This window comes from Mesorhizobium sp. M1004 (genome assembly GCF_040318795.1).
Classification (GTDB): domain Bacteria; phylum Pseudomonadota; class Alphaproteobacteria; order Rhizobiales; family Rhizobiaceae; genus Mesorhizobium.
This window is the reverse complement of the sequence record NZ_JAMYNB010000023.1, coordinates 62192-74566: the sequence shown is the minus strand read 5'-3', so window position 1 is coordinate 74566 and position 12375 is coordinate 62192. Positions and strand designations below refer to the sequence as shown.

Below are 12375 nucleotides of genomic sequence, written 5' to 3'. Positions count from 1 at the left end.
TCGCCGGCTGGGAGCGCGCCAACTGGTTCGCCCGCGAAGGGCAAGAGCGCGAATACCGCTATTCCTGGAAGCGGCAGAACTGGTTCGACAACCAGCGCGAGGAACACCTGGCGGTCCGCAACAAGGTCGGCCTGTTCGACATGACCTCGTTCGGCAAGATCCGTGTCGAGGGCCGCGATGCCTGCGCGTTCCTGCAAAGGCTCTGCGCCAACGACATGGATGTGGCGCCGGGCAAGATCGTCTACACTCAGATGCTCAACCAGCGCGGCGGCATCGAGAGCGATCTTACCGTGTCGCGGCTGTCGGACACGGCCTATTTCCTCGTCGTACCGGGCGCGACGTTGCAACGCGATCTCGCCTGGCTGCGGCGGCATGTCGGCGAGGAATTCGTTGTCATCACCGATGTGACGGCGGCAGAAAGCGTGCTCTGCCTGATGGGTCCGGATACGCGAAAGCTGATCCAGAAAGTCAGCCCCAACGATTTCTCCAACGACAACAATCCATTCGGCACCTTCCAGGAGATCGAGATCGGCATGGGCCTCGCCCGCGCCCACCGCGTCACCTATGTCGGCGAACTCGGCTGGGAGCTTTATGTCTCGACCGATCAGGCCGCCCACGTCTTCGAGGCTATAGAAGAAGCCGGCGCCGACGTCGGCCTGAAACTTTGCGGCCTGCATACGCTCGATTCCTGTCGCATCGAAAAGGCGTTTCGGCATTTCGGCCACGACATCACCGACGAGGACAATGTGCTGGAGGCCGGCCTCGGCTTTGCGGTCAAAACCGCCAAGGGCGAGTTCATCGGCCGCGATGCGGTGCTGAAGAAAAAAGAAGCCGGCCTGTCGCGCCGGCTGGTGCAGTTCCGGCTGAAGGACCCGCAGCCTCTGCTCTTCCACAACGAGGCGATCCTGCGCGACGGCAAGATCGTCGGCCCGATCACATCGGGGAATTACGGCCACCATCTCGGCGGCGCGATCGGACTGGGCTATGTGCCCTGCCAGGGCGAGAGCGAGGCGGATGTGCTGGCCTCGTCCTACGAGATAGAGATCGCCGGCGAGCGTTTTGCGGCGGAAGCATCGCTGAAGCCGATGTACGATCCCAAGGCGGAACGGACGAGGATGTAGCACCTTTTTACCCTCCCCCTTGTGGGGAGGGTCGGCTCGCAGTCGGAGCGAAGCGGCGATTGCGAGACGGGGTGGGGGTGCGCCCTACGAGACCCCCCACCCCGCTTCGCAAAAGCCGCCTTGCGGCATTTGCTGCGCGACCCTCCCCACAAGGGGGAGGGTGAAGAAGCTCAAAACCGCTCCAGCTTCGCCCGCACCTTCACCAGAAACGCCGCCCTCGTCCTTGGCGTCGAGGCGTCCATCAGGTAGTGCGCCAGGAAAAACGTCCGGCAGCGGCGGGCGCACAGCGCGCGCATACCGCGCAGCAAGGTCTTGCGGCCGGGCTGGCCGACGACGACGCTCCACCAGGTCGGCGCGCCGCAGGGGGTGATGACGCCGACCCTGGTGACATGTGTCATCAGCGACATGATGCGCCCCTTGCCCAGCTTGAAGGCGACATCGGTCGCCCAGACCCGGTCGAGCCAGCCCTTCAGCATGGCCGGCAGCCCGTACCACCAGGTCGGATAGATGAACAGGATCGCCTCAGCCCAGGCGAGATGCTCGAAATGCGGTTTTAGGGCCGGATCCTCCGGCGCCCGCTCATTGTAGGCGCGCCGCTCCTCGCTACCCATCACCGGGTCGAATTTTTCGGCATAGAGGTCGAGCAGCCGTACCTCCCAACCCCGCGCCTTCAGCACGTCGACGGCGGTATCTCTGATCGCGGCGCAAAAACTTTCGGGCACCGGATGGCAATAGACCACCAGCACGCGCATCAGAAGGTATCCATCCCGGCCGCGACCTTGGCCATGAAGGCTGCCCGCGTCTCGTCGGTCGACAGGTTCATCGAATAATGAGCGAGGTAGGACACCGAGGCGCCGGGCCTGATCGTCGCGCGCAGCATCCGCTTGACCAGCCGGCGCGGCGGATCGCCCATCAGCATGGCGCGGAACCGGCTGCCGCCATAGGTGGTGACGGCGGTCAGCTTGCGGATGTTGTGGAGCGAAGGCTGCGCCTTGCCGTCGACCAATTTGAACGACACGCCGGGCAGAAACACGCGGTCGAAAAAGCCTTTCAGGATAGCCGGAAAGCCGTAGTTCCAGACGGGATATGACAGCACCAGCGCCTCGGCCTTGAGCAGCCGCTCGACATAGGGCGCGGCCGGGTCCGCAGGGCTGCGTTGGTTGTGATAATCCAGCCTCTCCCCGCGCGTCAGCCTGGGGTCGAAATCCTCGGCATAGAGATCGCAATCGTCGACCTCATGGCCGGCCGCCGTCAGCCGCTCGACGATCGTGCGGTGCAGGCTGGCATTGAAGCTGGTCTCCACCGGGTGTGCGTAAAGGACGAGGACTTTCATGGGAAATTGCTGGGGTCGGCGCGAGGCACCCCCCTCTGCCCTGCCGGGCATCTCCCCCTCAAGGGGGGAGATCGGACTGCCGCATCGCTTTCACTAATTGTCAGCGTGTCAGATTGGCTGCGGCGTTCAGGCTGCCAATCTCCCCCCTTGCGGGGGGTGAGAAGTGGTCGGCGAGGCCGATGGGAAGCCAATTGCTTGGCTTTCCAAACAACGAACGCCCGAAGCGGCAGCGTAGGGCCTGTGCCGGCAGGACAGAGGGGGGTGCTCAAGCTCAAACCTCTGCTCATTCTGCTTTCTGCAAACCCTTGAACAAAAAAGTCCGGCCGGAGCGATAGTCGTAATCCGGATTTTCCCAGGCGATCATCTTGCCGGGATTGAGCAGGCCTTGCGGATCGGTCTCGCGCTTGAAGGCGAGCTGGATTTCATCCGTCTGCTTCATGCCGCCCTCTTCCAGCGTGTAGCGGTGCGGGTTGAAGATCGGGCAGCCATTCTCCTCATGCAGCCGGATGATTTCGTTGAGCCGCGCCTCGGTGGTGAATTTCACCAGCGGCAGGCCGAAGCAGGTGATGTTGCCGTCGAGGCGCACGAATTCGAGATGCGAAAAGACCTCGTTCGGAAACATCGCGTCCATCTTCTCCACCAGCGCCAGCTGGTTGGGAAACGGATAGAGCGATTGCAGATAGGTGATCGCGGGATCGACCCGCAGTGCCCTGAGCGTGGTGTGGTTCCACGCCAGCTCGAAGCCCGGCGGCAGGCCCTTCTTCTCTTCGTCCGTTGCCGTCGCGGCATTGAAGATGACCTCGCCGCCGGCGCGGCGGGTGAAGGCGAGGAATGCGTCTAGCCCATGCCGGGCAACCATGACGACGCAGATGCTTTGCCCGTCCCGGAAGAACTTCTGGTGTCGCTTGAAATAGAGCTGCGGCACCGGCGCGGCGATCGGCGTGATCAGCTTGGTCAGGATGCCGTCCTGGCGTGCCAGCGCGTTGCCGTAGCGGGCTGCCGGCATGAAAGCGTCGAAGCCGACGATCACGTCGATCCATTCATAGGCTGCAGTCAGCGGCATCTCGACCTCGGTGATGATGCCGTTGGTGCCATAGGCGTGCGTGACTTTGTGCAAATCCTCGCCGGTGAGTTCGAGCGCCTTCGGTTCGGTTTCCATGGTGACGACGCGCAGCCGCAGCACATTGCCGAAATCACGCAGACCGCCGAAATTGATCGAGCCGACGCCGCCCGAGCCGCCAGCGATGAAGCCGCCGATCGAGGCGGTGTTGTAGGTCGACGGCGACAGCCGCAGTTCCTGCCCGGAATGCGCGCGCGTCGCTCTGTCGATGTCGGCGAGGATCGCGCCCGGCCCGGTGACGACGCGGCCCGGCGCTATGGCCTTGATCTCGTTCATCTCGGCAAGGTTCAAAACCACGCCGCCCGATAGCGGCATCGCCTGACCGTAATTGCCGGTGCCGCTGCCGCGCGGCGTCACCGGAACGCCATGACGGTGGCAAGCGGCAAGCACGCGGATCAGTTCGGCCTCGTTCCTGGGCGTCACGATCAGGTCGCCGGTGACGTGGTCGAGCTGCTGCTTCAGCACCGGGCTGTACCAATAGAAGTCGCGGCTCTTCTGCTGGATGATGGCCGGATTGTCGTCGAGCTTTATCCCGTCGAGATCGCGTTTGAGCGCCGAAACATCCATCATTCCACCATCAGTCCGTCGAGCTCGGCGTAATCGGGCAATTGTCTGTCGATCGCTCGTCCCGCGCGCACGACGATGCGATCCGATTCGGGCCGCGAGAGCAATTCCGTCCAGCTCCGCCCTTTGAAGACGATGAAATCGGCGCTGCCACCGGCTGCCAGTGTCCCGACACCGTCGAGCCGCATCACCTTGGCCGGCGTCGCCGCCACCGTCTGCGGCCAGTCGCCGACCGGATGGTCGAAATGCAGGATGCGCGTCGCCATGCGGTAGACCTCCAGCATGTCGAGATCGCCATAGGCATAGAAAGGATCGCGGGTGTTGTCGGAGGCGACCGCGACCGCAATGCCCCTCGCCTTCATCTCGTGCAGCAAGGTCACGCCGCGCCAGCGTGGCGTGGTCTGGTCGGCGCGCCGGTCCTGCAGATAGAGATTGCACATCGGCAGCGACACCACGGCAAGTTTGGCCTTGGCGACCTTGTCCAGCGTGTCGAGCACGTCGAGGTCCGGCTGGCGCGCCAGCGAGCAGCAATGTCCCACCAGGATGTTGCCCTCAAAACCGTTCCAGAGTGCGGCCTCGGCAATCTTCTTCAGCGAGATCGCCGCGATATCGTCGGTCTCGTCGGCGTGGAAATCGAGATCGAGCCCGTGCTTGTTCGCCTCGGCGAACACCTTGTCGAGAAGCTCTTCGAGATCCGGCACCATATAGGTGACGACGCCGAGCACGCCCTTGGCCGCAGCCACACGCTTGGCCAGCCTCTCGAACCACTTTCTGTCGCGCACGCCTTCGATGCCGAGCAGGCAGGCTGCCTGCAATTCGATGCGGCCGCGCCATTTCTCCCGCATCGCCTCGAACACCGGCCAGGAGATTTCCTCCTGTGGCGGCACGCTGTCGAGATGAGTGCGCAAGGCCTTGGTGCCGTGCGCGTAGGCCGAGCGCAAAGAGAAATCCATGCGCCGCGCCACGTCCTCGGCGCTCCAGCGCGCTGCACGGTCGGCGCTGGTGGCATTGAGCGCGCCCATGAAACTGCCGTCGGGATTGGGTTTGCGCGGCCAGATATGGCCCTTGTCGATGTGGGTGTGGCAATCGACGAAGCACGGCAGGATGATGCGGCCGGCAAGGTCGATGGCGGTGGCTGGCGCTTTTGATTTCTTGTGCGCGGCGATGCTGGAGAGCTTACCGTCGGCGACGGCGATGTCGGCCAGCGCGAAGCCGTCAGTATCGTAAGTGGTGGCAAGACCTGATGTCAGCGACCGGTGAAGGCGGACGTTGGTGAGATGGTACGAGCCAGAGGTCGGTATCAAGGACCGCCCCCCTCTGCCCTGCCGGGCATCTCCCCCTCAAGGGGGGAGATTGGCAGCTTTGCCGGCAGCACCCGTCTTCCAACGTCGATAATTGGCGAAATCCCGGATGACGTCCAATCTCCACTCTTGAGGGGGAGATGGCCGGCAGGCCAGAGGGGGGTGCTTCGCGCCAACGTCTCGCTCACCTCGTCACCCTACCGCTCCTGCTTCAGCGCGCTCTCGTGCCAGCGGCGCAGGATGAGATGCGACACCAGCGACAGCACCAGGAAGATCAATATGCCGGTGAGCGAGATCAGGATCAGCGCCGCGAAAAGCCTTGGCGCGTTGAGGCGGTAGCCGGCCTCGATGATGCGCGAGGCGAGCCCTGAGGATTGTCCCTGCGCGCCGGCGACGAACTCGGCCACCACGGCGCCGATCAGCGACAGACCGCCGGCGATCTTCAAGCCTCCTAGAAAATACGGCATGGCCGCCGGCAGTCTGAGATAGCGCAATTGCTGCCAGCGCGTCGCGCCGTTGAGCTTGAACATGTCGCGAAGATTGCGGTCGACCGAATTGAGGCCGAGCGTGGTGTTGGACAGGATCGGGAAGAACGCGACGATCCAGGCGCAAAGCAAAAGCTTCACCGTCTGGTTGTCCACATAGATGTTGATGAGCGGGAAGACCGCCACGATCGGTGTTACCTGCAGCACGATGGCGAAGGGAAAGAACGACATCTCCACCCATTTCGATTGCGCAAACAGCACCGCCAGTCCGACGCCGCCGACGACCGCGAGCAGCAGGCTGAGAAAGGTTATGCGCAACGTGACCAGCAGCGCGGAGAACAGGAGCCCGGCATCGCTATAGAGCGTCCACAGCACCACGCCGGGGCGCGGCAGAATATATTGCGGGATCGCGTTCCACACGCAAATGCGGTCCCACAGCCAGATCGCCAGGATCATGATCGCCAAAGGCAAGACCCACCGGCCGATCCGCTCCAGCCGCTCCTGGCGTACGCGGCCCGCCTCTTCCGCGTCGAGCGTTGCGGCATTCTGGTCAATGGCCGTCATGGTGCGGTCCGGCTGATGTGTTGATGGCGTTGACCAGGATGTCCGAGGCCTGGCGGCAGAGCGCGGCATAATCGGGCGAAGTGCGGAAAACCTCGTCTCGCGGATAGGAGGCGTCGATGGCAAGCTCGGCATGGACGCGGCCCGGCCGCGCCGCCATGACGACGACGCGGTTGGACAGGAACACGCTTTCGAAGACGCTGTGGGTGACGAAGACGACGGTGAAGCGCTCGTCCTGCCACAGCTCCAGAAGGTCGTTGTTGAGCTTGAAGCGGGTGATCTCGTCGAGTGCGGCGAACGGCTCGTCCATCAGCAGAATGCGCGGCTTCGTCACCATGGCGCGTGCGATCGAGACGCGCATCTTCATCCCGCCGGAAAGCTCGCGCGGCACGGCGTTCTCGAAGCCGGTCAGGTGCACCCGCTCCAGCATCTCCGTCACCGCCGGCGCCGCCTTGGCGCGCGACACGCCTTTCAGCCTGAGCGGCAGCCAGACATTGTCGAATACATTGGCCCAGGGCAGCAGCGTCGGTTCTTGGAAGACGAAGCCGATATTGGCGCGGTCGATCGAACCGCCCCAGTCGAGCTGACCGGATGTCGGCGTCGACAGGCCCGCGATCAGCCTCAACGCCGTTGACTTGCCGCAGCCGGACGGCCCGAGAAGGCTGACAAAATCGCCCTCGCGGATGGCGAGATCGACGTCGCTCAATGCAGTCACGCCATTGGAAAACACCTTGCCGACATGGCGCAGCGTCAGCAGCATCGGGCCTTCACCCGATGCCGTCATGGGCGCCTGCGCCATCTTTTCCAGCTTCACGACTACTTCTTCAGCTCGATCCCGACACCTTTGTTGATGAAGGCCAGCGTGAAGCCCTTCTTGATATCGATGCCCTCGGGCGTGACCTTGGCCTTGACCATCTTGTCATAGAAGCTCTTGATCCGGTCTTCGTTCATGGCGCCGATGCCGAGCTTTTCGGTGTCGCCGGAATCGGCCAGGCCGAACTTCTTCATCTGCTCGATCGAGAAGGCAATCTGCTCGTCGCTCATGTCGGGGTTGTCTTTCTTGATCATCTCGTTGGCGGCCTTGTTGTCGCCGTAGAGGTAGTTGTACCAGCCCTTGGCCGAGCCATCGACGAAGCACTGGACCACCTCCGGCCGCTTGTCGATCGTGTCCTGCATCACCTCGATCGTCGTCGAATAGGTGTCCCAGCCATAGTCGGCGAGCAGGAACTGGTTGGGCACGAAGCCGCCTTCCTTCTTGACCGCAAAAGGCTCCGAGGTGACGTAACCCTGCTGGATCGACTTCTTGTTGGCCAGGAATGGAGCGGTGTTGTAGGTGTACGGCACGCGCTTGGCGGCATCGAAACCGAGTTCGATGACCATCCACTGGAAGAAGGTCTGGACGCCCTCGTCGCCGAGAATGTACTGGTCGGCGTTCTTCAAATCCTCCCACTTGTCCAGCCCCTGCCCCGGGTGGGACATGATGACTTGAGGGTCCTTCTGGAAATCGGCTGCGACGACGCGCATCGGGATGCCCTGCTGGACGGCGTCGAAGGCCGACAGCAGATTGCCGCCCATGTAGAAATCGAGCTTGCCGGCCAGCAGCAGCGGCCGCCCGCTGACCTGCGGACCTCCCTGCGAAATCGTCACGTCGAGGCCACATGCAGCGTAGGTGCCGTCGGCGACGGCCTGGTAGTAGCCGCCATGCTCGGGCTCGGCCAGCCAGTTGGTGCCGAAGGTGACCTTCTCGTTTGCTGCCGCGCCGAACGTGCCGGCTCCAAGCAGCGCGACCGCAAGCGCTGAAATCTTCTGTTTTCCGTACATCGACACCACCCTTTGTTGGCTCCGGAGCGTCACGCGCCGGGCTCGACACCATTGATCCAAGAAGCAAGACACATGCCACCGCCCGGGCCGCCTGCTTGCGCGGCAGTCACTGCCAACACCGGACGGGTCATGCTGTGCGGGAGGCATCGTGCCTATTTTTTGGACGCCTGTCCACAATCGCCCTCGTGCCATGCACCACATCTTGAACGTACTATCGGTCACGTCTTAGGCTGGTCTCGCAGACAGGAGATTGCCATGTTCAGATACCTCGCGCCGAAGTCGATCAAGCCGCCTTTCGCCCGCTATAGCCACGGCGTCGAGGTGCCGCCAGGCAAGCGGCTGGTTCTGTGCTCCGGTCAGGTCGCCATCACGGCGGACGACCAGATCCCCGAGGATGCCGGCGCGCAGGCCGAGCTCTGCTTTCAAAACATAGCGGCGATTCTGGCTGAAGCCGGGCTGGGGCTAGGCGACATCGTGCGCATAAACGCCTACGTCACCGACCGCGCCTTTCTGCGGCCCTATATGGACGTCCGCGACCGCTTGTTTGCCAGCCCCGCGCCCGCCTCGACGCTGATGATCGTGTCAGGCTTTGCGCGGCCGGAGTTCAAGGTCGAGGTCGAGGCGATTGCGGCTGGGTGATCGACAGGCGACGTTTGGCGCGCTAGGTCTCCCTCACAGTCAAGAGGCATGACATGACCGTTGCAAACAGACGCGTTTGGTGGGGCGACTACCGGACCACCGAATACGCCGCGATCGATCCGGAGGCGACGATTGCCGTGCTGCCGGTGGCGGCGATCGAGCAGCACGGCCCGCATCTGCCTGTATCAACCGATACCTCGATCATGAACGGCATGCTGGAGACGGTCATCGCCCGCCTGCCCGGCGATCTCGACATCCGCATCCTGCCGGTCCAAACGGTCGGCAAGTCGAACGAGCATCTGCAGGCGCCGGGCACGCTCACCCTGCCGGCGGCCACCCTGGTCGATGCCTGGACCGAGCTTGGCCTGTCCGTTGCCCGCGCAGGCGTAAGGAAACTGATCGTCGTCAACTCGCATGGCGGCAATGAAGAGATCATGGGCATCGTCACGCGCGAGCTGCGCGTGCGTGAGAGGATGCTGGCGGTGAAGACCAGCTGGCAGCGCTTCGGCCGCCCCGCCGGCATGTACACCGAGCTGGAAGACCGCCATGGCATCCATGGCGGCGACGTCGAGACCTCGTTGATGCTGCATTTTCGCCCGGAGTTAGTCGACATGGCCAAGGCCGACAATTTCGCCTCCAAGGTCGCCCGCGCCGAAACCGAATTTGCGCTGCTGCGCCACACCGGAACGCACGCTTTCGCCTGGATCGCTGGGGATCTCAACCCCAACGGCGTGGTCGGCGATGCCAGCATTGCCACGGCCGAGAAAGGCCGACTGACGGCGGAGCATCAGGCCGACGGCTTCATCACCCTGTTGAAGGATGTGCGCAAGGCGAAGCTTGCCGACTGGCTGGCATAGCGGGCCGCCTTAGCCGTCGATCTTCAACACGAAAGGCGTACCCTCAAAAGCATCGGCGCCGCGTCCGATCGCCTCGATCGCTTCGATCATGCGGCCTTGTCGTGAGAGAAGAGCATCCGCGACGGCGATCAACCGTGGATTGGGTGTCGCCGAGGGCGAAAGCTTCCGCAATGTCTGCGCAAGTTCGACTTCGTCGCGCTTCGGGGCGAGCGCCGCCGCAATGATATAGGCCGAGGCGGTCGAGCGGCTGATGCCGGCATAGCAATGGACGACCATGGGTTTGGCGCGGTCCCATTTCCGGGCGAAATCGAGCAGATTGCGCACATGGCCTTCGCCGGGCATGGTCATGCCGTCCTGCGCCACCGCGATGTCGTGCATGACCAGATGCAGGTGGTTTTCCCTCGCGATTGAGGCCGGCCGCGCCACCTCGGTGCCGGCAGCGAGCAGCGACAGCACGCGCTCGGCGCCGCTTTTGGCCACCGTCTCCTCAAGCTTTGCCAGCGAACAGATATGGATCATGGCGCGATCTCCTTCGACCCATCGTCGCGCCGTGCGTGCCAGTCGGCAAGCGCCGATTCGAGCCGCTGCCATTCCTCCTGACTTCCAGGCAGCCCCGCGCGGAGCACCTGGGGACGCTCGGAAAAATGCCTGAGCAATATGCCGCGCTCACCGAGCGTCGAAAACAGCCCCGGTGCATCGGCAAGCCGGAGATAGCGAAACAGCGTCGTGCCGCCGGCGACAGCAACGCCAAAGCGCGAAAGCAGCGCATCGAGCCGCGCCGCATCCTGCGCCAGCCGCCGCCGCATGTCGGCCTGCCAGCCGCTGTCGGCAAGCGCGCGGATGCCGTATTCGAGCGCTGGGCCGGCGACCGCCCAAGGGCCGAATTGCGTTTCAAGCCTTTCGACCGTCACCGCATCGGAAAGTGCGAAGCCGAGCCGCAGGCCGGCGAGACCGAAGAACTTGCCAAACGAGCGCAGCACGACGATGCCGCCCCGCCCGACATCGCCGGCAAGGCTTTCCGCGTGCGGGCCGACATCCATGAAGGCCTCGTCGACGACCAGCAGCCCGCCCTTGGCGCGCAATGTCTCGGCAAGCCGAAGCAGCCTTTCCCGCGACACGACGCGCCCGTCGGGATTGTTGGGATTGACGACGATGGCAAGGTCGGCCCCGGCAAGCGCCTCGACATCGTCAGTCTCCACCACCGCATGGCCGGCAATCGCGGCCGCCCTGGCATGCTCGGCATAGGTCGGTCCCAACACCAGCGCGCGGGCGGGGCTCACCAGCGAGGCGACGCGCGGCAGCAAGATCTGCGTGCCCGGGGCTACCGCCACATTCTCGGCCGAAGGTGCGCCATAGGCGCCTGCCGCGATCCTGGCCAGCTCACGCAGGCGCGTGGCCTCCGGCAATCGTGACAGGGCGGTGGCGGGCAGCTCGAAAAGCGGGTAGGAGTGCGGATTGATACCTGTCGAAAGATCGACGAAAGGCTGTGGCGCGTGAGGGAAGAGCGCGCTCGCCCGGCCAAGGGATCCACCGTGATCCACCGCAGCAATCGCTCCATCAGAAAGCTTCATGTCGGTCCTGATCGCTTTCCTGTCGCTGGCCATCGAACGCATCCTGGGGTACCCGGACTGGCTGTTCCGTGCCGCCGGCCATCCCGTCACCTGGTTCGGCAGGCTGATAGCCTTTCTCGACCTCAGGCTCAACCGCGCCACTGATTCCGACGCATTGCGTCGCCGCCGGGGCGTGCACGCCCTGCTGGTCATTGTGCTGGCGCCGGCGGCGATTGCCTTCATTGTGCAAATCCTGCTCTGGCAGCTCTTTCCCGCCGGCATGATCATCACCGCCATCCTGGCGTCGTCGCTGCTGTCGCAAAAGAGCCTCACCGAGCATGTCGAAGCGGTGGCCGACGCGCTCGATACCGGCGGGCTGGCGCTCGGCCGCATTGCGGTTGCGCGCATTGTCGGCCGCGATCCCGAAAAGCTCGACCATGCCGGCGTCAGCCGCGCCGCGATCGAAAGCCTGGCCGAGAATTTCTCCGACGGCATTGTCGCGCCCGCCTTCTGGACCGGCGTCTGCGGGCTGGCCGGCGGCGTCGCCTACAAGGCCGCCAACACCGCCGATTCGATGATCGGCCACCGCACCCCGCGCCACGAGGCTTTTGGCCGCGCGGCAGCACTTTTCGACGACTGGATCAACCTGCCGGCCTCGCGGCTGACGGCACTGCTGATCATTGCCGCTGCCTTTCTTGTTGACGGCGCCGATCCCCGCAATGCTTGGGAAGCGGTACGGCGCGACGCGAAAAAACACCGTTCGCCCAATGCCGGCTGGCCGGAAGCGGCGATGGCGGGTGCGCTTGGCCTGGCGCTCGCCGGCCCGCGTACCTACGGCGGCGTTGTCGTCGAGGATGCGTTCATGGGCGAAGGCGGCCGCCGCGAGGCGGAGAGCCTGGACATCAGGCGGGCGCTGAAGCTTTACCACGTCGCGGATTATCTGCTGATTGGGCTGTTCGGATTGCTGTCGGCGGTCGTCATCTATCTGGAAATCTTGGTCTCGCAGTAAAGAAGCCGCCTGAC

Annotated in this window: 13 protein-coding genes; 4 read left to right on the top strand and 9 right to left on the bottom strand. The window is 63.9% G+C overall.

Features of this window, described 5'->3' with window-relative positions:
• Positions 1-1121, top strand: a 1121-nt coding sequence (locus tag NKH54_RS30350; protein WP_353029560.1) for an aminomethyl transferase family protein, incomplete at its 5' end; no start/stop codon positions are given.
• A gap of 170 nt (positions 1122-1291) precedes the next feature.
• Here the strand turns inward: NKH54_RS30350 and NKH54_RS30345 are convergent.
• From NKH54_RS30345 to NKH54_RS30315, 7 genes are all read right to left on the bottom strand, one after another.
• Complete coding sequence (locus tag NKH54_RS30345; protein WP_023685237.1) at positions 1292-1873, bottom strand: NAD(P)H-dependent oxidoreductase; 582 nt, start codon at positions 1871-1873, stop codon at positions 1292-1294.
• Positions 1873-2454, bottom strand: a complete 582-nt coding sequence (locus NKH54_RS30340; protein WP_023685236.1) for an NAD(P)H-dependent oxidoreductase — start codon at positions 2452-2454, stop codon at positions 1873-1875. Before NKH54_RS30340 ends, NKH54_RS30345 begins: the two co-directional genes overlap by 1 nt.
• A 283-nt stretch (positions 2455-2737) precedes the next feature.
• Positions 2738-4141 (bottom strand): FAD-binding oxidoreductase, encoded by a 1404-nt coding sequence (locus tag NKH54_RS30335; RefSeq protein ID WP_031197684.1) that lies wholly within the window; start codon positions 4139-4141, stop codon positions 2738-2740.
• A complete protein-coding gene (locus NKH54_RS30330; protein WP_023685234.1) occupies positions 4141-5442 on the bottom strand; it encodes a cytosine deaminase in 1302 nt (433 codons plus the stop codon). Before NKH54_RS30330 ends, NKH54_RS30335 begins: the two co-directional genes overlap by 1 nt.
• 194 nt (positions 5443-5636) lie before the next feature.
• Positions 5637-6488, bottom strand: a complete 852-nt coding sequence (locus tag NKH54_RS30325) for an ABC transporter permease (RefSeq protein ID WP_023670772.1) — start codon at positions 6486-6488, stop codon at positions 5637-5639.
• Positions 6475-7299: an ABC transporter ATP-binding protein gene (locus tag NKH54_RS30320; RefSeq protein WP_023685233.1), complete on the bottom strand. Its 825-nt coding sequence runs from the start codon at positions 7297-7299 to the stop codon at positions 6475-6477. Before NKH54_RS30320 ends, NKH54_RS30325 begins: the two co-directional genes overlap by 14 nt.
• Before the next feature lie 2 nt (positions 7300-7301).
• Positions 7302-8306, bottom strand: a complete 1005-nt coding sequence (locus NKH54_RS30315; RefSeq protein ID WP_353029559.1) for an ABC transporter substrate-binding protein — start codon at positions 8304-8306, stop codon at positions 7302-7304.
• 255 nt (positions 8307-8561) lie between these two features.
• Between NKH54_RS30315 and NKH54_RS30310 the strand changes: the two genes are divergently transcribed.
• Together NKH54_RS30310 and NKH54_RS30305 are read left to right on the top strand one after the other, a co-directional pair.
• Positions 8562-8945, top strand: coding sequence for a RidA family protein (locus NKH54_RS30310; protein ID WP_023670775.1), 384 nt, complete (start codon positions 8562-8564; stop codon positions 8943-8945).
• 53 nt (positions 8946-8998) lie between these two features.
• On the top strand, positions 8999-9802 hold the full coding sequence (locus NKH54_RS30305; RefSeq protein WP_023670776.1) for a creatininase family protein: 804 nt from the start codon (positions 8999-9001) through the stop codon (positions 9800-9802).
• 9 nt (positions 9803-9811) lie between these two features.
• Here the strand turns inward: NKH54_RS30305 and NKH54_RS30300 are convergent, their stop codons facing one another.
• Together NKH54_RS30300 and cobD are read right to left on the bottom strand one after the other, a co-directional pair.
• Positions 9812-10321 carry a tyrosine phosphatase family protein gene (locus tag NKH54_RS30300; RefSeq protein ID WP_353029558.1) on the bottom strand — a complete coding sequence of 170 codons (510 nt, stop codon included), beginning with the start codon at positions 10319-10321 and terminating at the stop codon, positions 9812-9814.
• Entirely contained in the window at positions 10318-11373 is a 1056-nt protein-coding gene (gene cobD / locus NKH54_RS30295) for a threonine-phosphate decarboxylase CobD (RefSeq protein WP_353029561.1), read from the bottom strand. Before cobD ends, NKH54_RS30300 begins: the two co-directional genes overlap by 4 nt.
• Between cobD and cbiB the strand changes: the two genes are divergently transcribed.
• On the top strand, positions 11372-12361 hold the full coding sequence (gene cbiB, locus NKH54_RS30290; RefSeq protein WP_023710809.1) for an adenosylcobinamide-phosphate synthase CbiB: 990 nt from the start codon (positions 11372-11374) through the stop codon (positions 12359-12361). The genes cobD and cbiB overlap by 2 nt on opposite strands.
• Positions 12362-12375: the final 14 nt, after the last annotated feature.